Below are 23,016 nucleotides of genomic sequence, written 5' to 3'. Positions count from 1 at the left end.
ATGTGTGCATGAGGGGTTCCAAAAGATGAACAATGCTCTACTCTCACGCCCATGTCGTGGACCCGCAGGCTCCTTGTCGCGCTCTCGGTCGTTCTCGCGGCGCTCGTCGCCGCCCTCGTCACCGCCCCCGGGGCCCAGGCCCACGAGGAGCGGCCCGTCACCTTCCCCGACGGCACCGGCAGCGTGCCGAAGCTCCGTACCGGTGAGCCCGATCTGCTGGTCTGCAAGACCGACCGGGCCGCGTTCGACCGCCGGATCTCCGGCTTCCCCGCCGAGTTGAAGGCCCGGAACCTGGCCCTGTTCGAGCGCTGCGCGCGCAGCGGCTTCCGCCATCTCCAGCAGGCCGTCGACGCCGTCGACCGGCCCGGGATGACCATCGCCGTCCTGCCCGGCCTCTACGAGGAGGAGCCGTCACAGCCCGCGCCGACGGGCGCCTGCGCCGCGCTGAAGGCCCCGAAGTCGTCGTTCGGCTACCAGATCCTGTCGTACGAGCAGCAGAAGCAGTGCCCGCACAACCAGAACCTGGTCGCCATCCTCGGCAAGAAGAACCTGCAGATCGAGGGCACCGGCGCCTCCCGCCTCGACGTCGTCTTCGACGCGAGGTACACCAAGCTCAACGCGCTGCGCGCCGATGCCTCCGACGGCATCTACTTCCGCAACTTCACCGCCCAGCGCACCACCTTCAACTCGCTGTACGTCCTGGCGGCCCACGGCTTCGTCATCGACGACGTGCTGACCCGGTGGAACGACGAGTACGGCTTCCTCACCTTCGCCTCCGACCACGGCCTCTACAAGAACTGCGAGTCGTACGGCAACGGCGACTCCGGCATCTACCCCGGCTCGGCCTCCGACATCAACGACGGCCGCGGCTACGACGTCCCGCGGTACTCCATCGAGATCACCGGCTGCCGCAGCCACCACAACATGGTCGGCTACAGCGGCACGGCCGGAGACTCCGTCTACGTCCACGACAACGAGTTCGACCACAACATGGGCGGCGCCTCGATGGACTCCGCCTTCCCCGGCCACCCCGGACTCCCGCAGAACCACGCCCGCTTCGAGCGGAACCTGATCCACGACAACAACCAGAACTACTACCGGTACGTCGCCGACGGCACCTGCGCCAAGCCGCCGGTCGAGCGCGGCTACGAACAGGGCGTCGTCTGCCCGCAGATCTCCATGCCGCCGGGCACCGGCATCATCACGGCGGGTGGCAACTGGAACCTGTACGAGAACAACTGGGTGTACGGACACCAGCGCGCCGCCTTCTTCCTCAGCGCCGTCCCCGCCTTCATCCGGGGCGAGTCCGCCTGGGGCAAGCAGACCGACACCTCCCACCACAACCGCTACGCCGGCAACCACCTGGGCGTCGACAAGTCGGGCGCTTCCCGCCCCAACCGCACGGACGTGTGGTGGGACGGGCAGGGCGGCGGCAACTGCTGGCAGGCCGAGGGCAAGCCGGCCGGCGCCTCCAGCCCCGGCGCCCTGCCCGAGTGCGGGAAGCGGCGCGGCGAGGTCTCCGGCGGCACCGACCGGCTCGTCGGCGAACCCGCCAAACTCGCCCACCTCCTGGTCTGCGCCGACTACAACGTCCAGGCGCGCCGCCTGCCCGCCGGCTGCGACTGGTACGGCGCGCGGGGGATCCAGCGCGTCGAGACCCAGATCGCCCTGGGGATCGCCGTCGTCCTCGCGCTCGTGGGCGGCGCCCTGTGGTGGCGCCGTCTCCGCGGCAACCGGGCGGCGGGCGTCGCGACCCTCCTGGGGCTCCTGGGTCTGGCCCTCGACGTGGCAGGCTCCACGCTCGGCCTCGCCTCGGGGCCGCTGCCGGCCCTCGCGCTCCTCCTGATCGGCGTCTGGTGGACCGTCGTCGGCCTCGCTCTGCGCCCGACCCGCCCCGCCTTCGCCTGGACCACCCTCGCGCTCGGCGCCCTCACCCTCCTCGACGCCTTCGACAAGGCCGTCCTCATGATCCCCTGGATCCCCCTCGGCCCGGCCTGGCTGCGCGGGCTGCTCGCGGTGGTCTGGGTGCTCTGGGCCGTGATCGCCGCCGGCCGTCGCGCCCCGGGGGAGACGGGCGACCGTGCACCCGCCGCGGACCCGGGCCCACCGCCGGTGACCGCGGGGGCGCGCCCCGCGTACGACGGGAGCGACGCCTACGACGGGAACGACGGCAACGACGGGACCGACGGGGCGCGCGGCGAGACGCGCGCCGGGGGTGCTTCGTGAGGCGGGCGGGCACGCTGGCCGGGATTGTGCTCGCCGTCGCCCTGACCGCCGCCGGCTGCGGCGGGCGGGCGACCACGCACCACAAGCCGGGCACCAGTCATCAGGAGGCGACCGGGGGCAGCGGCACCCTGCTCGCGGCGACGGACGAGACCGGGCACCGGCTGCGGGAGGTGCCGGCCGAAGGGGCCCCCGCCGTCCGCGTCGAGGCGCGGCCCGACAGCGAGGGCGGCTGGAACATCCACCTCACCGTGGAGAGGTTCCGGTTCACCCCCGAGAGCGTCGGCGGCGCGGCCATCCCCGGCCGGGGCCACGCCCGCCTCCTCGCCGACGGCAAGGAGACCGGCCGGATCTACGGCCCTTGGCACCACGTCCCGCCCGGCGCCCGCTCGGTCACCGTCCGGCTCCACGCAGACGACCACACCGTCTGGGCGGTCGCGGGCAAGCCGGTCGAGGCCACCGTCCCCCTCGCCTCCGCCGCGGGCACCGGCGCCGCCACCCCGCCGGCGCCGACGGCGGTACCCACCACCCCCGCCTCCGGCCGGAGCGTCGAGATCACAGTCACCGGAAAGTCCGTCCAACCACCTCCCTCCCGCGTCGAGTTGAAGAAGGGTGAGCAGGTCACCCTCCGCGTCACCGCCGACCGCTCCGACACCCTCCACGTCCACGGCTACGACCGCGAACTGCCCCTCACCCCCGGCGAACCCGGCACCCTCACCTTCACCGCCGACCGCACCGGCCTCTTCGAGGTCGAGACCCACGGCTCGGGGCTCCTCCTCACCCAGCTCGTCGTCCGGTGACCCCCGCCGCCCACCCCCCGATCCCCGCTCGACTCCTCGCCCACGGCATCGGCTCCCAGCACGACCTCCCCCTCTCGCCCTTCTACGCCTACGCGGGCGCCTTCGCCGCGCTCTTCGTCTCCTTCCTGGCCCTCGGCCTGCTCTGGCCCACGTCCCGGTTCCGCGGCGACCGGGCGGGCCGCCCGCTGCCCGCCGCCGTCCAACGCCTCGCCGACGCCCCGGCCACCCGTACCGTGCTCCGCCTCCTCGGCGCGGCCTTCGCCACGACCGTCCTCCTGCACCTCCTCCTCGGCCCCGACGACCCCGACCGCAACCCCGCGCCCGGCGCCGTCTACGTCCTGCTCTGGGTGGGCCTCGTCCCCGCCTCCCTTCTCCTCGGGCCCGTCTGGCGCCTCCTCAACCCCCTGCGCGCCGTCCACGCGCTGCTCCCCGCTCCCCGTGCGCCCCGTCCTCTCCCCGCCGGTCTCGGCATCCGCCCCGCCGCCGCGGGACTCCTCCTCTTCGCCTGGCTCGAACTCGCCGCCCCCGACCCCGCGTCCACCACCACCCTCCTGACCTTTCTCGCCGTCCTCACGGCCACCGGCCTCCTCGGCGCCGCCCGGTACGGCCCGGACTGGTTCGCCCACGCCGACCCCTTCGAGGTCTACTCCGCCCTCCTCGGCCGGCTCTCCCCGCTCGGCCGCCGGGCCGACGGCCGACTCGTCCTGCGCTCCCCCTTCCACAGCCTCGACTCCACCCCCCAACTCCCCGGCCTCGTCGCCACCGTCTGCGTCCTGCTCGGCTCGACCGCCTACGACGGCTTCTCCGACAACCCCCGCTGGATCACCACCCTCCAGACCTCCCTCCTCGGCCCGACCGCCACCGCCACCCTCGGCCTCCTCTCCGCCATCGCCCTCGTGGCCGCCCTCTACGGCCTCTGCGCCGGCACCCTGCGCCTGATGTCCCGCGCACTCACCAGCCCCCTCACCTCCTTCGCCCACTCCCTCCTGCCCATCGCCCTCGGCTATCTCGTCGCCCACTACTTCACACTCTTCGTCACCGAAGGACCACGTATCGTCATGATGGCAGCGGGCACTGACAACGCCCCCGCACCCGCCCCGCCGCTGGCCCCGGGCGCCCTCGCCGCCCTCCAGGTCGCCGCCATCGTCACCGGCCACGTCCTGGGTGTCGTCGCCGCCCACGACCGCGCCGTGCGCCTCTTCCCACCCGCGCGGGCCGTGGCCGGCCAACTCCCCCTGTTCGCGCTGATGATCGCGTACACCCTCGGCGGCATCGGCCTCCTCATCGCCTGACCCGTGCCGGACACCCGCCCATCGCCTGACCCGAACGGGAACGGAGCGGCATCATGGACCCCGTGCCCCAGCCATCCCTCCGCCGCACCCCCGTCCAGCAGCGCAGCGCCGAGCGCCTCGCCCGGATCCTCGACGCCTGCGCCGAACTCCTCGACGAGACCGGCTACGAGCAGCTGAGCACCCGCGCGGTCGCCGCGCGCGCCGGCGTCCCCATCGGGTCCGTCTACCGTTTCTTCGGCAACAAGCGCGCGATGGCCGACGCCCTCGCCCACCGCAACCTCGACCGCTACGCCGAGCGGATCTCCACCCGCCTCGCCGCGGCCGGCAAGGTCGACGCGTACGGCGCGATCGACGGCGTCCTGGACGAGTACATCGCGATGAAGCGCACCGTTCCCGGCTTCGCGCTCGTCGACTTCGGTGTCCCCGCGCCCGCCTCGGGCGAGGACACCGCCGAAGGCAGCCCCGGCGGGGACGGAGGGCGTCGGGACTCCGGTGATCCGAGCGCCCACCAGCTCGACGCCAACCACCTCGTCGCCGACCGCCTCTGCGGCCTCCTCGCCGACCACCTCGGGCGCACCGCCGACGAGGCCCTGCGCCGCAAGGTCCTGGTCGGGGTCGAGGCCGCCGACGCGCTGCTCCAGCTCGCCTTCCGCGCCGCGCCCTCCGGCGACCCCGCGCTCATCGCCGAGACGCGGCAACTCCTCTACGCCTATCTCGCGCCCTCGCTGAGCTGACGGATCCGGCCCCTCCCCACCGTCCGTACCGGTCGGTATGCTCGCTGGTGCCCGCGCGCCACCGCCGCCGCTCCAGGGAGCCGTCATGCCTGCCGCCGTGTCCACCGCCCTGCGCATCTGCCCCCTCTGCGAAGCCACCTGCGGGCTGACCCTGACCCTGGACGGCACGAGGGTCACCGGGGCGCGCGGCGACCGCGACGACGTCTTCAGCCAGGGCTTCATCTGTCCCAAGGGCGCCTCCTTCGGCGAGGTCGACGCCGACCCCGACCGGCTCACCGGACCCCTCGTCCGCAAGGACGGCAGGCTCCAGGAAGCCACCTGGGAGGAGGCGTTCGACACCATCGCCGCCCGGATCAGGCCCCTGATCGAGACGTACGGTCCGAACGCGGTGGGCCTCGTGCTCGGCAACCCGAACGTCCACACCATGGCGGGCGCGCTCTACCCGCCCCTGCTGATCGGCGCCCTGCGCACCCGCAACCTGTTCACCGCCTCCACGCTCGACCAGATGCCCAAGCACGTCTCCAGCGGCCTGCTCTACGGCGACCCCTTCGCCATCCCCGTCCCCGACCTCGACCGCACCGACCACCTGCTGATGCTCGGTGCCAACCCGCTGGACTCCAACGGCAGTCTCTGCACCGCCCCCGACTTCCCCGGCAGGCTCAAGGCGCTGCGCCGGCGCGGTGGCACCCTCACCGTCGTCGACCCGCGCCGCACGCGCACCGCGCGTCTCGCCGACCGCCACCTCGCCATCCGTCCCGGCGCCGACGCCCTCCTCCTCGCCGCGCTCGTCCACACCCTCTTCGCCGAGGACCTCGCCGCCCCCGGCCCGCTCGCCGACCACGTCCAGGGCATCGAGGACGTACGGGAAGCGGTACGGGACTTCACGCCCGAGGCCGTCGCCACCGCCTGCGACCTGGACGCCACCACGATCCGTACCGTCGCCCGCGAGCTGGCCGCCGCGCCCACCGCGGCGGTCTACGGCCGCATGGGCAGCTCCACCGTCGCGTACGGAACCCTCGCCAACTGGTTGGTCGACGTCCTGAACGTCCTCACCGGCAACCTCGACCGGCCCGGCGGCGCGCTCTTCCCGCTCTCCGCCACCGCCCCCGCGCCCCGGCCGGCCGGTCCAGGCAAGGGCTTCGCGCTCGGCCGCTGGACCAGCAGGGTCTCCGGCCACCCCGAGGCCAAGGGCGAGTTCCCGATGGCGGCGCTCGCCGAGGAGATCGAGACGGCCGGCGCGACCGAGGACGACGGACGCGTCCGCGCGGTCATCACGCTCGCCGCCAACCCCGTCCTGTCCGCGCCCGACGGGCTCCGCCTCGACCGGGCGCTCGGCACCCTGGACTTCATGGTCTCGGTCGACCCGTACCTCAACGAGACCACCCGGCACGCCGACGTCCTGCTGCCCCCGCCGCCGCCCTCGCGCAGCGCCCACTTCGACTTCGCCTTCAACGGCTTCGCCGTCCGCAACCAGGCCCGCTTCACCCCGGCCGCCGTCCCTCTGGACGAGGGACGCATGGACGAGTGCGAGATCCACGCCCGGCTGATCCTCGCCGTCTCGGGGATGCGCGGCGCGCCGCCGTCTGCCGTGGACGAGCTCGCGATCGAGGCGACCCTCGCCAAGGCCGTCACCCAGCCGCACTCGCCCGTCCACGGCGCCGACCCCAAGTCCGTCGCCGCCGGGCTGAGCGGTACGACCGGGCCCGAACGACGGCTCGACCTGATGCTCCGCCTCGGCCCGTACGACCTGACCCTCGACGACCTGCGCCGGGCACCGCACGGCATCGATCTCGGCCCGCTGGAGCCCCGGCTCCCCGGGCTCCTCAAGACCCGCAGCGGGCGCGTCGAGCTGCTGCCCGCCCCGATCGTGGCCGACCTGCCGCGGCTGCGCGCCGCCCTCGACGCCGAGCCGGGCGGTCTCGTCCTGGTCGGCCGCCGCCATCTGCGCTCCAACAACAGCTGGCTGCACAACGCGCCGTCCCTCACCAGCGGTTCGAACCGGTGCACCCTGCAGGTCCACCCGGACGACGCCGACCGGCTCGGCCTCGCCGACGGCAAACCCGCCCGGATCGCCGCGGAGGGCGGCTCCCTCGACGTCGAGGTGGAGATCACCGACGCCGTACGGAGCGGGGTGGTGAGCCTGCCGCACGGCTGGGGCCACGACCGGGACGGCACCCGCCTCGCGGTCGCCGCCGCCCGCCCCGGTGTCAACGTCAACCAGCTCCTCGATGGCTCCCGGCTCGACCCGCTCTCCGGTACCGCCGTGCTCAACGGGTTCCCGGTCGAGCTGACACCCCTGTCCTAGAGAGACCGCGTTGACCTGGGGTTTTGCTCGTATTGCTCACGCGTCGACGTCTTGCTGACGGCAGAAGGGGGCGCCTAACGTCATCCGGACCGCCGCACCGGAGGGAGCCGCCCCGGTGTGAGTTCAAGGGTGAACGTGAGGTGTCCTCCATGCTGACCGTCCTCGGCTTCGCCATGATCGCGACCTTCCTGGTCCTGATCATGACGAAGAAGATGTCGCCGATCGCGGCGCTCGTGCTGATCCCCGCGCTGTTCTGCGTCGCCGTCGGGCAGGGCGCCCAGCTCGGCGACTATGTCATCGACGGTGTGGAGAAGCTCGCGCCGACCGCCGCGATGCTCATGTTCGCAATCGTCTACTTCGGCGTGATGATCGACGTCGGCCTCTTCGACCCGATCGTCCGGGGCATCCTGCGCTTCTGCAAGGCCGACCCGGTACGGGTGGTGGTCGGTACGGCGGTGCTCGCCGCGATCGTCTCGCTCGACGGCGACGGGTCCACCACCTTCATGATCACCGTCTCGGCGATGTACCCGCTCTACAAGCGGCTCGGGATGAGCCTGGTGGTCATGACCGGCGTCGCCGCCACGGCCAACGGAGTCATGAACACCCTGCCCTGGGGCGGCCCGACGGCCCGCGCCGCGACCGCGCTCAAGGTGGACGCCGCCGACATCTTCGTCCCGATGATCCCCGCGCTCGGGGTGGGCCTGCTCTTCGTCTTCGCCCTCGCGTACGTCCTCGGGCGCCGCGAGCGCAGGCGGATCGGCTATCTCACCCTGGACGAGGTGCTGGAGCCGCAGACCGAGACCGTGCTGGTGAAGGCGGGTGGCGCCGGTGACGGCCACGGTGCGGGCGTGGGGCAGGCGTCCGGATCCGGTTCCGCCGGTTCCGCCGGCACCCCCGGTCCTGCCGGCACCCCCGGTCCCGCCGGTTCCGTCGCCTCCGGCCCCGGAGCCGAGGAGGCGCCCGACGGGGGCTTCCAGGGGCTCGACCCGAACCGCCCGACGCTCCGGCCGAAGCTGTACTGGTTCAACGCCGGCCTCACCGTCGCGCTGCTGACCGCGATGATCCTCGAACTGCTGCCGATCCCGGTCCTCTTCCTCCTCGGCGCGGCCCTCGCGCTCTCGGTCAACTACCCGAGGATGGCCGACCAGAAGGCCCGGATCGCGGCCCACGCCGAGAATGTCCTCAACGTGGCAGGCATGGTCTTCGCCGCAGCCGTCTTCACCGGTGTGCTGACCGGGACGGGCATGGTCAAGCACATGGCCGACTGGCTCGTGGGCGCGATCCCGGAGGGCATGGGTCCGCACATGGCGCTGGTCACCGGCGTGCTGAGCCTTCCGCTCACCTACTTCATGTCGAACGACGGGTTCTACTTCGGCGTCCTGCCGGTGCTCGCGGAGGCGGGCGCGGCGCACGGCGTGTCGCCGCTGGAGATCGCCCGGGCCTCGATCGTCGGCCAGGCGCTGCACATGTCCAGCCCGCTGGTCCCGGCCGTGTACGTCCTGGTCGGTATGGCGAAGGTCGAGTTCGGCGACCACACGCGGTTCACCGTGAAGTGGGCGGCGCTCACCTCGCTGGTGGTCCTCGCGGCGGGGATTCTGTTCGGGATCATCTAGGGCGGCTGCCGACCGACCGGCCGGAGGTGGGCGTCGCGGAGGGCGACCGGCCCTCCGCTGGGGGAGTGAATCTCGGAGAGTGGTGCGGCGACGCTACCACTCTCCGTGTCCTCGTCATGACAGATAGTCAGATTATCTGTTGATCTGTCCGCGTCTGCATGACTGGAGGAACCCCGCATGACCGCTCTGGCAGTACGTCCCCTGCTGTCCGTCGCCGCGGCGTCGATCGCCCTCGGAGCCGTCGCCCTGGCCGGCGCTCCCGCCGCCTACGCGGCGCCGGGCGACAACGGCGACATCAAGGTCCACCGTGAGGGCACGGTCGAACCCAATCAGAGCAACCACCCCAGGGTCTGCAAGTTCCACTTCGCGGCCTTCAACTTCGACGACCTGCTCTCGGTCCACTGGGAGATCGTCCCCGAGAACAAGGTCAGCCCGGTGAAGGAGGGCGACATCGCCATCAACGCCGAGGGCGACGGCTTCACCGCCGACATGGAACTGCCCGACGGCAAGTACCGGCTCGAGTGGAGCTGGGTGGGCCAGCTCGGCGCCAAGAAGAGCAAGAACTTCACGGTCAAGTGCCTCGACGACATCACCAGCCCGCCACCGAACGGAGGCGGTGAGAACGGCGGGAACGGGAACGGCAGCAACGGCACCGCGCCACCGAACAACAACGGCGGCAGCGGCGGTAACGGCGGCAATGGCGGTAACGGCGGTAACGGCGGTAACGGCGGCACCACAGGCAACGGCACAGCGTCGGGCAACACCGGAACCGGAGGCAACGGCGGCGGAAGTGGCTGGCAGGAGAACGGCGGCGGAAGCAGCTGGCAGGGGAGCGGCGGCGACACCTCCCACAAGCCCCCGCACGGTGCTGTCGGGGCAGGCGGAGGCGGCAGCGTGGACACCTCGTCCTCCGACGGCGACTCCGCCTTCGGGGTCGGAGCGGCCCTCGCCGCAGGCCTCGCGGGCACGGCGGGCCTGATCCTCGTACGCCGGTCGCGTCGCCGCACGCATGGCGCGTCGTAGGTACCGCACCTCGCGCAGGCAGCGCCGTCACCTCCGGCTCGCCCGGACCGTGGCGGTGACGCTGTCCCTGGTCGGCGGCGGCATCTGGTGGGCCACGGACGAGGAACCGTCCGACCCATCGGCGGCCGCCGCCGCGGCCACGCGCGCGGTGGAACCGGGCGCGGCCGGACCTCCGGGGCGGGCGGCGGGGGAGCGCGACCAGAAGTCGAAGGCCGAAACGAGGGCCGAGGGCGGGCCCAAGGGCCCGGACGCGCGCGCTCCGGCCAAGGCCCGCCCCGGGACGGCCCCGGCCAGACCCGTACCGTCGCCCGCGCCTCTGGCCCGCTCGCGCGCCACCGACCTCGCCATCCCGGCGATCACCATCGAGGCCCCGGTCATGGGCCTGGGTCTCGACGGGTCCGGCCAGCTCGGCTCACCGCCGATCGAGAACCCCCGGCTCGTCGGCTGGTACGAGCACGGCCCGGCCCCGGGCGAACTCGGCACCGCGGTCGTCGTGGGCCACCGCGACACCCGCACCGGGCCCGCCATCTTCCTCAACCTCGACTCGCTCACCCCCGGCAACACCGTCCGGGTCGCCCGTGCCGACGGCAAGGTCGCGGTCTTCAAGGTGGACAAGGTCCGGACGTACACCAAGGAGGAGTTCCCCGACCAGGAGGTCTACGGCTCCACGGGCCGGCCCGAACTGCGGCTGCTCACCTGCGGCGGTTCCTTCGACGCCAAGAAGGGCTACGCGTCGAACGTCGTCGTCTTCGCCCACCTCACGGACGTCGCCCGGACGATCTGAGCGCCGCGCCGCGCCGCCCGCGTTGCCGCGCGCCCGCGTCACCCGGAGCGCGCCCGCGTCACCCGGAGCGTGCCCGCCGGATACGGCAGCTCCGCCGCGAGCGCCGCCGCCCTGTCGAACCCCTCCGCCGCCTCGCCCGCGCGGCAGAGGGCCGCGAGGGCGGCGGCGTGCGCGGCGCGCGCCTCGGTCTCCCAGAGCCGTTCTCCGGCCCGCTCCGCCCGTACCACCTCCGCGCCCGCCACGGCGACGGCCTCCTCGGCGCGGCCGCACGCCAGATGGGCCCAGGCCGTCAGATACGCGGTCCCGGGCTCCCGGCTCTCCGCCAGGAGGGCCAACGCCTCGTCCGGCCGGTCCTCACGGATCGCCCACTCGGCGCGCGCCGAGCGCACTTCCTGCCGCGCCTGATGGTCGCCCTGCGCCCGCGCCGTGCGTTCGGCCGCGTCGAGGAGCGCGACCGCACCCGGCTCCGCCCTCCGCATCCGTACGCGCGCCAGCGCCACGCGCGCGTAGGGCGCGCACCACACGTCGCCCGGCTCCGCGTCCCGTACCGCCGTCTCCGCGAGCTCCCGCGCCTCGGCGGTCTCCTCCACCAGCAGGTGCAGCTCGGCGAGGTTGGCCCGCTCGAAGACCGACGCCGTCGGATCGCCCGAACGCTCGGCGAGGTCGAGCGCCCGCCGACCCGTCGCGATCGCCTCCCGCAGCCGCCCCGCCCGGCGCGCCGTCTCCCGCAGCACCGAGAGGACCGACGCGAGCAACTGGGCGTCGCCGTACGCCTCGGCGTGCGGCAGCGCCTCGTCGGCGACCGGACCCGCCTCCCCGAACCGGCCCGCGAGACCGAGGGACGTCGCCCGCGCCGCCAGCGCCCGGGCCAGCAGCGCGCGCCGTTCCGGAGTCCGCACCTCCTGCGCCGACTCCTCGGCGGCCCGCGCGGCCGCCACCCCGTCCTCGTACCGCCCCGCGACGAAGCACAGCACCGCGCGCGCCAGATGGTGCGCGCTCGCCGTCGCCGCCGGGGTGCCGGGCCCGGGCCGGCAGGAGTCGAGCAGCCGCAGCCCCTCCTCGGTGCTACGGGTCTTCGTCATCAACTCGGCCAGCCGGGCCGTCGCCAGGACCTCGCCGTCCCGGTCGCCGCGCCGCCGCAGTTCCGCGCGCGCCTCGGTGAGGAGCCGCGCCGCCTCCTCGAAGCGGCCCATGCGGCGCAGGACGGCGCTGCGGTCGATCCTCGCCCGCGCCGACTCCGCGGCCAGGGCGTCGAGACGCGCGGTGAGTTCGGCGTAGTAGCGGTCGGCGGTGTCGTTGGCGTACAGGGCCGCGGCGCGCTCGGCCGCCTGCCGCAGATAGCCGGTGGCGCGCGGGTCGCCCGCGCGCGCCAGGTGGGCGGCGAGCGTGTCCACCGCCTCCGGCCTGCGACGCAGCACCGCCTCCGCGTACGCCGAGTGCAGCAGCCTGCGGCGAGCCGTGGACAGCCCTTCGTAACAGGTCAGCCGGACCAGGGGATGCCGGAAGGCGAGACCGGCGGCCGGTCTGCCCTCGGCGACGACGACCCGTTCCTCGACCACGGACGCGGCGACGGCGGAGTCCACCGCCTCGGTCGCCTCCGCGGCCGAGAGCCGGGTACGGCCGCTACGCCGGGCCACGTCGAGGACCTCCGCGAGCGCCGCGTCCTGGCCGGCCACGGCGACCACCTCGACCACCCGGCGGGCCGCGCCGCCGAGTCGCCCGAGGCGTTCGGCGACCAACTGCCGTACCGTATCGGGCGCACCGGTCCGGCCGTCGCCGCCCTCCCGTACCGCACGGGCCAGTTCCAGGGCGAAGAGCGGATTGCCCAGCGACAGCTCCCACACGCGCTCCGGTACGGCGCCGGGCCCGACGGCCACGGCGTCCGCACCAGGGTCCGCCCCGGGGACAGGCCACGGGCCCCCGAGCACGTCCGCCGTCAGGGCGAGGCAGGCCTCGCGGCTCAGCCGGGGCAGCTCCACCGCGACCGCGAGCGTCTGGCGGGTCAGCGCGTCGAGGGTGTGGCGGCGGGCATCGGAGGCCGGGAGCTCCTCGGGGCGGACGGTGGCGAGGAATCGCCAACCCCTTCCGGTCTCGCGGGCCCGGCGCGCAAGATGGCTGAGGAGCTGGAACGAGCCCGCGTCCGCCGCGTGGAGGTCGTCCAGCACCAGCATCACGGGCCGCTCGGCCGCCAGTTCCCCGAGCAGCCCGGCAGCCGCCCGGAAAAGTCGGTCCCGCTCCTCCTCGGGACTGCGCCCCGACACCGGCCGCACCCGGCCCAAGGAGGGCAGGAGCGCGGCCAGTTCGGGATACTCGGCGCCCGCTCGGGCCCGCTCGGCGGCCGGCCGGTCCGCCAGCCAGCCGTCCAGGGCCTCGGCGAACGGACCGTACGGCGTGTGCCCCTCCGCGTCGTGGCCCGCCCCCCACAGGACGGCCGTCCCCTCCTCGGCCGCCCTGCGGGTCGCGTCGCCGACGAGGCGGGTCTTGCCCAGGCCCGCCTCACCGGTGACCAGCAGCACCGGCGGTGCGGCGGGGGCGAGGAGCCCGGCCAGCACCTCGTCCCGGCCGCGCAGCGGCGAGGTGGGCGGGCGGCGCACCACGTCGGGCAGTGTGGGGCCCACCGTCCGGGAGGCCGGTGCGGGCGCGGCGAGCGCCTCCCGGTGCAGCCGCTCCGTCTCCGCACCTGGCCGCACACCGAACTCCGCGTCCAGCGCCTCCCGGCACAGGTGGTACTGCGCCACCGCACGCCGCCGCAGCCCCTGCCGGAGGTACGCCCCGATGAGGAGCCGGTGCGCACCCTCCTCCGCCGGGGACGAGGCCAGGACCCGCTCGGCCGCCGCCACCGCCTCCTCGGGCGCCCCCGCGGCCAGATGGGCCTCCGCCAGGGCCAGCAGCGCGCGCTCGCGCAGGTCCGACAGGCGGGCCCGGCGCGCCTCGGCCCAGGGGGCGTAGCGGTCCTCCGGGAGCAACTCGCCCGTGAACGCGTCGAGGGCAGCGGCCAGGGCGGCCCGGTCACCCGCGGCCAGGGCCGCCTCCGCCAGCGCCTCGGCCTCGTCGGCGTCGATCCGTACCGTCCGCGGATCGAGCCACAGCAGGGAACCCTCGCCGGTCAGATACGAGGAGGCGGTCCGGGGCGGCAGTTCGGGCTCCAGCGCGCGGCGGGCCGCGTGCAGCGCGACCCGCAGACTGCCGAGCGCCGCCTGCGGATCCGCGTCCGGCCAGCAGATCTCCATCGCCTGCTCGCGGTGGAGCCGGTGGCCCGGCGCGACGGCGAGGAGCTTCACCAGCGTCCGGGCGCTCGGGCGCGGCCACCGCTCGGCCAGCGGCGGCCCGCCGTCCCGGTCGACGCGGAACCCGCCGAGCAGGCGCACCCGCAGCGACGGGGGCGCGTCCGCTGATATGTCATCGCCCATGAGGGCGCCCACTCTAGTGGGCGCCCCCAGGGCCGGAGCGAGCGCTTTCCGCCCGTCAGGAAGCGGTCAGAACACCCGTCACCATCCCATGCAGGTTGTTGTCCGACAGCAGGTAGCGGCCACCGGACAGCTCGATCGTCCGGTCGAACCCGGTGTCGTCCTTGACCAGGCCGACGATCTCGTCGACGCCGTCACCCGTGAGGTCCGCGACGATCAGGTTCTGCTGCGAGTGGCGGAACAGACCCGCCAGGTGGTTCGGGTAGTTGACGCCTCCCGTCAGCACCGCCGGGTCCCAGACGTACGTCGAGCCCTCCGCCCCGGCGACCAGCAGCCGTCGCCCGCCGGGCCCGGTCGCGAACGCGCCCCGGTGCACGGTCGGCAGAGTGAAGACGGAGTGCTCGGCGCCGTCCGCGCCGAAGGCGCGGAAGGACGCGGTGCCGGTGAGGACGAGGCCCTCGTCGCCCGTGAACCAGTTGCCGAGGGTCCAGGCTCCGCCGGCCGTGGTCGTACGCACGACCTCACCCGTCCGCACGTCCCGGAACTCGATCAGCGTGGTCAGATCCTTGCCCTTCCTCACCAGCCAGGAGTGCACCACCGCGTGCCCGTCGGCGTAAGGGATCCGGGGCGAGGCGTACACCCCGTGATAGAGCTGCGCCGCGTAGATCCGGGTGTCGGGGTCGCCGGTCCAGGTCGGGTCGGCGGTCCAGGCGAGCCGGCCCGTCCGGCCCTCGAGCGCCATGCCGTCGACCGTGCCTCCGCCGTCGAGCGAACCCGGGGTCTGGTACGAGCCCAGCACCCGGCCGTCCGCCACCGCGAGGTCCGAGAAGACGACCGGGCCCGCGCCCTCCGGGGCGTACGACCACAGGAGCCGGCCGCCGCCGCTGTACGCCCGCACCGCGTCCGTGGGCACCAGCACCTCGTCGTCCCGGTCCCCGTCGAGGTCGGCGACCGTCACCGAGCGCACGAACTGCCCCCGCCCGTCGATCTTCTCGCGGACCGCGCCCGTCCGGGCGTCCACGATCACCGCCGCCGTGTCGGCCGCGACCACCAGGTCGTCGTCACGCCCGTCGCCGTCCGTGTCACCGACCGCGATGTCCCCGGCCACCGACCCGGGCAGCGTGGCCTGCCACAGCACCCGGGGCTGCCCGGTCGCGAGCGAGGGGCCGTCGAACGCCCACAACCCCCGCGACTGGCCGGCCGCCACCACGTCCTTCCTGCCGTCGCCGTTCACGTCCACGGCGACGCCCGTGGACAGATCGGCGAGGAGCGGAGTGAGCCCGCTCGCACGCCCGTTGGCGAGCCGGTACGAGCGGATGTTCTGCTCGTTGTCGACCGTCCGCACCAGCCAGTCGTCGCCCTGCCGGTACGGCTGGGAGTACAGCGGCGACGCCACCGCGCCCTTCTTCGACCACCGCACGCCACCGTCCCGGCCGACGAGCGCGGTCAGGGTGCCGTAGCGGGTGCCGCCCGGATTGGCGGCGGTCTCCTTGCCCTCGGTCGTGACGTACGAGGCGAGCACCGAGCCGTCCGCGATCTCGAGACCCAGCGCCGAATCGCCGTCCTGGACGTTGTCCGCGCCGCGCTTGACCGTGTGCGACCACAGCTCGGTCGCGTCCGCGCCGCGCAGACCGCGCACGGTGGCCGCGTTGACGAACAGGTTCTCGTCGAGGGTGGCCTCCGCGACCGCGTACTCGACGCCGCCGCCGTCCCGGAGTTCACCGACCGCGAGCTCCGTGCCGACGGCGTTGATCCGCTCGTCCAGGACCGTCCGCGTGCCGTCGGCGAGGTCGTACGCGGCCACCTCGTACCGCAGCCCGTCGCGGTAGTCGGACTGCTCCAGGGCCACGAGCCGGTCACGGGAGGCGTCGAGCACCGCCTCGCGGCCGTAAAGGCCGCCGTCGGTGCGCCACCGCACCGACCCGTCGGCCGTGTTCAGGGCCAGCGTGTGGCTCTCCGCGGGCGCTGTGGACGTCTTGCGCACGTGCCAGGACACGGCCACCGCACCACCGGTCAGCGCGGTGACGGAGGACCACCGGCCGTCGCGCCGGCCCGTCTCGTACGTCCACGTCTCGGTCGGCGTCAGCTTCCCGTCCGCGTACCCGAAGCGGAAGCCGTGCAGGGCGGCGGTGGCCGCCTTGTCAGCGTTCGGGTTGGTCGAGGGCTGGTCGGCGACCAGGAGGGTGCCGCCCACCAGGGCGACCTGCTGGGCGTCGGCGAAGAGCCGGCTCCAGACCGTGGCCCCCGTCCGGCCGTCGAGGACGGTCACGAAGGTGCCGGTGGTCAGCGTCGAACCGGGGGAGGTGAAGGGACGGTACGGGCTGTTGCCCACGTCCGCGGTGAAGACGATCTCCGCCACGCCGTCGCCCGTGAGGTCCCCCTGCGCCCAGCCGCGATCGGCGAGGTCCGCGAACGGGCTGTTCGCGTGGTACCCGAGGGTGATCCGGACCGGGACGGGTTCGGTCTGCCAGGGGCGGATGTTCTTGACCTGCCAGTCGGTGTAGAGCGAGGCGTTGTCCCGCTTCCAGACCGTGCGGCCCGCGGGCGTGAGCCTGGTGACCGCCCCGAGGCTGTGCAGGGTGAGGAAGTCGCCCTTTCCGCCGCCGAGTTGGGCCGTCTCGGCCTGGCCGCGGTAGGTCTCGAGCGCGGAGCCGGCGGTGAGGGCGACGCCCCCGGTGGCCGTGGTGCCCGAGTCCGCCGTGCCGGCCCGCAGCCCTTCAGGGGAGGCGGCCTCAGGAGTCAGCCGCTGGGGCTCCGCCGCCTCGACCGCGCGCTGTTCCAGCGCGTCGGCCTGGGCGTCGCTCAGGACCCGGGCGACCGGCTCGTCGTCGGCGTACGCGGTGGTGGCGGGCAGCGCGGTGAGCGCGAGGCCGGCCGCGACCAGGGCGGAGGCGAGCCGCACGGACCGCCTCGAGAGGGAACGGGCGCGGGTGGTCGGGGACGTCGCGGAATTCATCGGACCGCCTTCGGGGTGATGCGGATCGCGGACCTGTCGGCGATCACGGACTCGTTGAAGGAGAAGGGCAGGGCGTCGGTGCCGGACTGGTTCTCCATGCCGACGGTCGCCTGACCACCGGCTTCCAGGGCCGAGCCGGCCGCGATCGACTGGTACTGGAGGACGATCGCGCCGGTGGCCTCCTCGAAGACCGCCTCGAAGGTGATCCGCCGGCCGGGGTCGGCGACGAGGGCCGCGTTCTCCCAGACGATCGCGAACCGGCGCTGGCCCGCGGTGCCGCTGGTGGCGGTCTTCACCGCGGACTTGGCGTCGATGGTGAGGTCGTCCCAGTACGCGGCGAGGATGCCGTTCGGCTGGCCGGGAGAGGGCAGCGCGGTGTTGGCGTAGTCCCCGAGGCGCGGGGCGAGGAAGTTGACCAGGCCGTTGGTGGTGACGCTCGCCTGGCTGTACGGGACGCCGTAGAACGAGACGGGGAAGGGCAGGGCGATCGTCTTCGCGTTCTCGTCGCCCGAGAGGGCCACCTTGGTCTTCCCGTCGACCCAGGAGTACGCGGCGGGCAGGCAGCTGTTGCCGTACGCGTCGCTGCGGGCGGGCAGCGCGGCGGTCACGCTCTCGGGGCCGTCCACGGTCAGGGCGGCGGTGTGCGTGCCGTTGCACAGGACGGGTGCGGCCGGGGTCGCGGTGAGGGTGAAGGCGCCCTCGGCGACCGCCGGGAAGCGGAACGCTCCGGCGGCGTCGGTGACGACCGGGGTGAGCGGGGCGTCGGTGAAACGGACGGTGGCGCCCTTCAGGGGCTTGCCGGTGACGTCGAGGACCGTGCCGGAGACGGCGTGCGCCGGTACGGCGTCCAGGGCGAGGTCGTGGCCCAGGCTCTGGCCGGTGGTGACGGTCAGGTTCTCCTCGGTGGCGGGCCGGTAGCCGTAGCCGGTTGCGGTGAGGGTGTAGGTGCCCGCCGCCAGGGTGAGCCGGTACGTGCCGGAGGCGTCGGTGGTCATCGCACGCTGGGCGTCCCCGGCGCGGGCGGTGAGGGTGACGCCGGCGAGCGGGGCGCCGGTCGCGCGGTCGGTGACCGTGCCGGTGACGGTGGCCGCGGTGTGCGGGGCCCGGTCGACGGCGGTGAGGATGTCCAGCTTGCCCTCGCCCCAGACGTTGTTGGCGCCGGCGGTCCCGCCGCAGTGGGTGTCGTCGACGTCGCGCGCGGTCGTGTTCAGGGCGGCCCGGGTGGCGTCGATGTTCCCGATGAGGGAGGGCGCCGAGGACCAGAGCAGCGCCACGGCGCCCGCGACGTGCGGGGTGGCCATCGACGTACCGGAGATGGCGCGGTAGGAGTTGCCCGGCCAGGCGGAGCGGACGTCGACGCCGGGGGCGGAGATGTTCGGCTTCATCGATCCGTCGACCAGGGACGGTCCGAAGCCGGAGAAGGACGCGATCTTCCCGTTCACGTCGTACGCGCCGACGCCGTAGGCCGGGGCCTGGGCGCCGGGGGCCTCCGTGGTCGAACAGGTGGTGCCGTTGCCCGCGTTGCCGGCGGCGAAGGCCTCGAAGATGCCGGCGGCGTTCCAGGACTCGATGATGTCCTGGTAGAAGGTGGTGTTCCCGCCGCCCCAGGAGTTGTTGACGATGTCCGGGGCGAGATCGGGGCGCGGGTTCTCGCCGTTGCGGTCCGTCGGCGCGAGGATCCACTGGCCGGACCTGAGCAGCGAGGAGTCGGAACAGCTGCGGGCCTCGCAGCCCTTGGCGGCGATCCACGTCGTGCCCGGGGCGACGCCGACGCCGCCCGATCCGGCGATCGTGCCCATGGTGTGGGTGCCGTGCCCGTTGTTGTCGCAGGGCGTGCCGCCCGCGCACTGGCCGGTCGGGTCGTACCAGTTGTAGTCGTGGCTGAAGGTGCCGTTCCCGAGGTTGCCCCGGTAGTTGCCCTTCAGGGCCGGGTGGTCGTACTGCACACCGGAGTCGATGTTCGCGACGACGATGCCCTCGCCGCGGTTGTCGTACCGCTCCCAGACCTGGTCGGCCTTGATGTCCTTGACGCCCCACTCCGCGGTCACGGCCTCCGCGGCGCCGACGGCGCCCTGGGAGACGGTGTCGAGCGCGTAGTGCCGCTCCTGGCGGATGGACGCCACGTCGGGGCGGGCGGCGAGCTTCTCGACGAGGTCCTTGCCGCCCGTCACCTTCACGGCGTTGGCGATCCAGTACGCCTCGTACCCTACCTTCGCGCGGTCCAGATAGCGGGTCAGCGAGGACTGGCTGCGGGCGGCTTCGGTGCGCAGCGTCGCGAACGCGGCGGCGGCCTTCTTCGCGTGCCCGCGCTGCTTCCGCGCGCCGGAGAGGTCGGCGCGGTCGGCGAGGACGACGAAGAAGGTGGCGTCCCGGCCGGAGTCGACCGTGGCCGTCACGCCCGGGTCGACCTCGGCGGCGGGTCCGGGGGACGCGGCGGTCGGCCCGGGGGTGGGGGCGGCCGCCGCGGACGGCGCGCCGAGCAGGGCCGCTGCCGTGACGGCGACCGCGGCCCAGGCGGTGGAACTGCGATGCATGTGGGTGGCTCCTCCATCGCTGGTACGGGGGAAGCCGGCGCCCCGCCTCCCCACAGTTCCCGGGGGATGGAGCGCGGCGGTGGCGGGGCGGGCTCGGCCGGGACGCTAGAACTGGTCCGTTACTGGGGAATTACTGAGCCTCGGATCTCCGGATCAGGGCCTCGGATCCCCGGAGCGCCCGATTCCGCGGGGCCGGCGCCCCGAACGACTCCGCGGGGCCCGCGCCCCGAACGACAAGGACACGCACATGCCGCTGCGCCCGCCGACCACCCGTACCCGCCTCGCCCTCGCCGCCGCCGGACTCCTGGTCGCCGTCGGCGCGCCCACCGCGTACGCCACGCTCGGCGCGGACGCGCCCCCGCGCGCCGCCGCCGGCGCGCAGGCGCGCGGGAAGGCCTACGTCGAGACCCGGCTCTTCTTCGGGACAGAGCGCCCCGACGGCGGCCCGGCGGTCACGGACGAGCAGTTCATGGCCTTCGTCGACGCCCACGTGACCCCCGGCTTTCCGGCCGGGCTGACTGTCCAGAACGGGCGTGGACAGTGGCGGGACCAGAACGGGACCATCGAGCGGGAGCGTTCGTACGAGCTGATCCTGCTGTACCCGGCCGCGGAGGCGCGGGTGCACGATCCGCGGATCGAGGAGGTCAGGGAGGCGTACCGGAAGGCCTTCGGGCAGGAGTCGGTGGCCCGGCTCGACGAGCCGACCCGGGCCGACTTCTGACCGGGGGAGGGCGGCTCTGGCGCTCAAAAACTAACAGCGCTAGTTTGGTGCGGACGGCGAAGCCTGGTGCGGACGGCGAAGTCCGAGGAACGAAGGAGCAGCGGATGCGGAGCCACGACGCGATGTACATCGGCGGGGAGTGGCGGCCCGCCGCGTCCCCCGAGACCGTGCCGGTCGTCAACCCGGCCGACGAACAGGTCATCGCCCAGGTGCCGGCCGGGAACGCCGAGGACGTCGACACCGCCGTACGGGCCGCCCGCGCGGCCTTCCCCGGCTGGGCCGCCACCCCGCCCGCCGAGCGCGCCAAGCTGATCGGCGCGCTCCGCGACGGGCTCGCCGCCCGCGCCGAGGAGATCGCCGCCACGGTCACCGCCGAGCTGGGCGCGCCGCCGCAGCTCGCCGCCGCCGTCCACGCGGGCCTGCCGATCGCCGTGGCCGGCACGTACGCCGAACTCGCCGCCGTCCACCTCTTCGAGGAGAAGGTCGGCAACTCCACCGTCTACTCGGAGCCGGTCGGCGTCGTCGCCGCGATCACCCCGTGGAACTACCCGCTGCACCAGATCGTCGCCAAGGTCGCCCCGGCCCTCGCGGCCGGCTGCACCGTCGTCCTCAAGCCCGCCGAGGACACCCCGCTGACCGCCCAGCTCTTCGCCGAGGCCGTGCACGGCGCGGGGATCCCGGGCGGCGTCTTCAACCTGGTCACCGGCCTCGGTCCGGTCGCCGGGCAGGCGCTCGCCGAGCACCCGGACGTCGACCTCGTCTCCTTCACCGGCTCGACCGCCGTCGGCCGCCGGATCGGCGCGCTCGCGGGCGGCGCGGTCAAGCGGGTCGCGCTGGAGCTCGGCGGCAAGTCCGCCAACGTGATCCTGCCGAGCGCCGATCTCGGCAAGGCCGTCGCCGTCGGCATCGCCAACGTCATGACCAACTCGGGCCAGACGTGCAGCGCCTGGACCCGGATGCTGGTCCACCGCGACCAGTACGACGAGGCGGTGGCGCTGGCCGCCGAGGCCGTCGCCAAGTACGTCCCCGGCGAGCGCGTCGGCCCGCTCGTCAACGCCAAGCAGCGGGAGCGGGTGCGTGGCTACATCGAGAAGGGGATCGAGGAGGGCGCCAGGCTTGTCGCGGGCGGCCCCGAGGCCCCGCGCGAGACCGGCTACTACGTCTCCCCGACGGTCTTCGCCGACGTCACCCCGGACATGACCATCGCCCAGGAGGAGATCTTCGGCCCGGTCGTCTCGATCCTGCGGTACGAGGACGAGGACGACGCCCTCGCCATCGCCAACGGGACCGTGTACGGGCTCGGGGGCGCCGTCTGGGGCGAGCAGGAGGCGGCCGTCGCCTTCGCCCGCCGCATGGACACCGGCCAGGTCGACATCAACGGCGGCCGCTTCAACCCGCTGGCTCCCTTCGGCGGCTACAAGCAGTCGGGCGTGGGGCGCGAGCTCGGGGCGCACGGCCTCGCCGAGTACCTCCAGACCAAGTCCCTGCAGTTCTGACCCTTCCGACTCCCCTCTGGACCTGAGGAGCAAGACGCGTCATGAGCGTGGTCCGCGCCGCCTTCCTGCCCGCCGTCGGCTCTCCGCTGGAGATCGCCGGGATACGGCTGCCCGAGCCAGGCCCCGGCCAGGTCCGGGTCCGCCTCGCCGCCGCCGGGGTCTGCCACTCCGACCTCTCCCTCTCCAACGGCACCATGCGGGTGCCCGTGCCCGCCGTGCTCGGCCACGAGGGCGCCGGGACGGTCGTCGCCGTCGGCGAGGGCGTCACGCATGTCGCACCCGGCGACGGCGTGGTCCTCAACTGGGCGCCGTCCTGCGGCGCCTGCCACCCGTGCTCGCTCGGCGAGGTCTGGCTCTGCGCCGACGCGCTGACCGGTGCGGGGAACGTCCACGCCACCACCGAGGACGGCACCGACCTCCACCCCGGGCTCAACGTGGCCGCCTTCGCCGAGGAGACCGTCGTCGCGGCCACCTGCGTGCTGCCCGTGCCCGACGGCGTCCCGCTCACCGACGCGGCCCTGCTCGGCTGCGCCGTGCTCACCGGCTGGGGCGCGATCCACCACTCGGCACGGGTCCGGCAGGGCGAGTCCGTCGTCGTGTACGGCGTCGGCGGCGTCGGGCTCGCCACGATCCAGGCCGCGCGGATCGCGGGCGCCTCGACCATCGTCGCGGTCGACGTCTCGCCCGAGAAGGAGGCCCTCGCGCGGGCGGCCGGCGCGACCGCGTACGTCGTCGCCTCGGAGACCACAGCCAAGGAGGTCAGGAAGCTGACCGGCGGCCACGGCGCCGACGTGGCCGTCGAGTGCGTCGGCCGCGCGAGCACCATCCGTACCGCCTGGGACTCCACCCGCCGCGGCGGCCGCACCACGGTCGTCGGCATCGGCGGCAAGGACCAGCAGGTCACCTTCCACGCCCTGGAGCTCTTCCACTGGGGCAGGACGCTGTCCGGCTGTGTGTACGGGAACTCCGACCCGGCCAGGGACCTGCCGGTCCTCGCCGAGCACATCCGGGCCGGCCGCCTCGACCTGGGCGCGCTGGTCACCGAACGCATCACCCTGGACGGCATCCCGGGCGCCTTCGACAACATGCTCGCGGGCAAGGGCGGCCGGGCGCTGGTGGTCTTCTAGG

General features: G+C 74.0%; 14 protein-coding genes. 11 read left to right on the top strand and 3 right to left on the bottom strand.

Going from position 1 to position 23,016, the window contains the following annotated elements; all coding sequences use genetic code 11:
* Window positions 1-51 precede the first annotated feature (51 nt).
* The 8 genes from ACF09C_RS22125 to ACF09C_RS22090 all read left to right on the top strand — a co-directional run bounded on the left by ACF09C_RS22125 (window position 52) and on the right by ACF09C_RS22090 (window position 10,774).
* Entirely contained in the window at window positions 52-2,226 is a 2,175-nt protein-coding gene (locus ACF09C_RS22125; RefSeq protein ID WP_392093523.1) for a right-handed parallel beta-helix repeat-containing protein, read from the top strand.
* Window positions 2,223-3,023, top strand: a complete 801-nt coding sequence (locus ACF09C_RS22120; RefSeq protein WP_392093521.1) for a hypothetical protein — start codon at window positions 2,223-2,225, stop codon at window positions 3,021-3,023. The genes ACF09C_RS22125 and ACF09C_RS22120 overlap by 4 nt, the downstream gene beginning before the upstream one ends.
* Entirely contained in the window at window positions 3,020-4,315 is a 1,296-nt protein-coding gene (locus ACF09C_RS22115; RefSeq protein WP_392093520.1) for a hypothetical protein, read from the top strand. The genes ACF09C_RS22120 and ACF09C_RS22115 overlap by 4 nt, the downstream gene beginning before the upstream one ends.
* A 53-nt stretch (window positions 4,316-4,368) precedes the next feature.
* The gene (locus tag ACF09C_RS22110; protein ID WP_392093518.1) at window positions 4,369-5,049 is read left to right on the top strand and encodes a TetR family transcriptional regulator; all 681 of its coding nucleotides are present in this window, start codon (window positions 4,369-4,371) and stop codon (window positions 5,047-5,049) included.
* Between the two features lie 85 nt (window positions 5,050-5,134).
* Window positions 5,135-7,354, top strand: coding sequence for a molybdopterin oxidoreductase family protein (locus ACF09C_RS22105; RefSeq protein WP_392093516.1), 2,220 nt, complete (start codon window positions 5,135-5,137; stop codon window positions 7,352-7,354).
* A 149-nt stretch (window positions 7,355-7,503) separates the two neighbouring features.
* Window positions 7,504-8,967, top strand: a complete 1,464-nt coding sequence (locus ACF09C_RS22100; RefSeq protein ID WP_392093514.1) for a CitMHS family transporter — start codon at window positions 7,504-7,506, stop codon at window positions 8,965-8,967.
* 177 nt (window positions 8,968-9,144) lie between these two features.
* Entirely contained in the window at window positions 9,145-9,990 is an 846-nt protein-coding gene (locus tag ACF09C_RS22095) for a hypothetical protein (protein WP_392093512.1), read from the top strand.
* Window positions 9,977-10,774: a class F sortase gene (locus ACF09C_RS22090; protein ID WP_392093510.1), complete on the top strand. Its 798-nt coding sequence runs from the start codon at window positions 9,977-9,979 to the stop codon at window positions 10,772-10,774. The genes ACF09C_RS22095 and ACF09C_RS22090 overlap by 14 nt, the downstream gene beginning before the upstream one ends.
* 38 nt (window positions 10,775-10,812) lie before the next feature.
* Here the strand turns inward: ACF09C_RS22090 and ACF09C_RS22085 are convergent, their stop codons facing one another.
* Genes ACF09C_RS22085 through ACF09C_RS22075 form a run of 3 tightly spaced genes read right to left on the bottom strand, consistent with a single transcriptional unit; the run spans window position 10,813 to window position 19,671 of the window.
* Window positions 10,813-14,184, bottom strand: a complete 3,372-nt coding sequence (locus ACF09C_RS22085; protein WP_392093509.1) for an ATP-binding protein — start codon at window positions 14,182-14,184, stop codon at window positions 10,813-10,815.
* A 55-nt stretch (window positions 14,185-14,239) separates the two neighbouring features.
* On the bottom strand, window positions 14,240-17,137 hold the full coding sequence (locus ACF09C_RS22080; protein ID WP_392093507.1) for an FG-GAP-like repeat-containing protein: 2,898 nt from the start codon (window positions 17,135-17,137) through the stop codon (window positions 14,240-14,242).
* The gene (locus tag ACF09C_RS22075) at window positions 17,134-19,671 is read right to left on the bottom strand and encodes a S8 family serine peptidase (RefSeq protein WP_392093505.1); all 2,538 of its coding nucleotides are present in this window, start codon (window positions 19,669-19,671) and stop codon (window positions 17,134-17,136) included. Before ACF09C_RS22075 ends, ACF09C_RS22080 begins: the two co-directional genes overlap by 4 nt.
* A gap of 247 nt (window positions 19,672-19,918) precedes the next feature.
* Here ACF09C_RS22075 and ACF09C_RS22070 point away from each other — a divergent pair, with 247 nt between their 5' ends.
* From ACF09C_RS22070 to ACF09C_RS22060, 3 genes are all read left to right on the top strand, one after another.
* Window positions 19,919-20,392 carry a DUF3574 domain-containing protein gene (locus tag ACF09C_RS22070; protein WP_392093504.1) on the top strand — a complete coding sequence of 158 codons (474 nt, stop codon included), beginning with the start codon at window positions 19,919-19,921 and terminating at the stop codon, window positions 20,390-20,392.
* Window positions 20,393-20,496: 104 nt separating this feature from the next.
* Window positions 20,497-21,888: an aldehyde dehydrogenase family protein gene (locus ACF09C_RS22065; protein WP_392093502.1), complete on the top strand. Its 1,392-nt coding sequence runs from the start codon at window positions 20,497-20,499 to the stop codon at window positions 21,886-21,888.
* A 41-nt stretch (window positions 21,889-21,929) separates the two neighbouring features.
* Window positions 21,930-23,015 carry a zinc-binding dehydrogenase gene (locus ACF09C_RS22060; RefSeq protein ID WP_392093500.1) on the top strand — a complete coding sequence of 362 codons (1,086 nt, stop codon included), beginning with the start codon at window positions 21,930-21,932 and terminating at the stop codon, window positions 23,013-23,015.
* Window position 23,016: the final 1 nt, after the last annotated feature.

The organism is Streptomyces sp. NPDC014870, assembly GCF_043081505.1.
In the GTDB taxonomy this organism is placed as follows: Bacteria; Actinomycetota; Actinomycetes; order Streptomycetales; family Streptomycetaceae; genus Streptomyces.
This window is presented reverse-complemented; position numbering and strand designations above follow the sequence as displayed.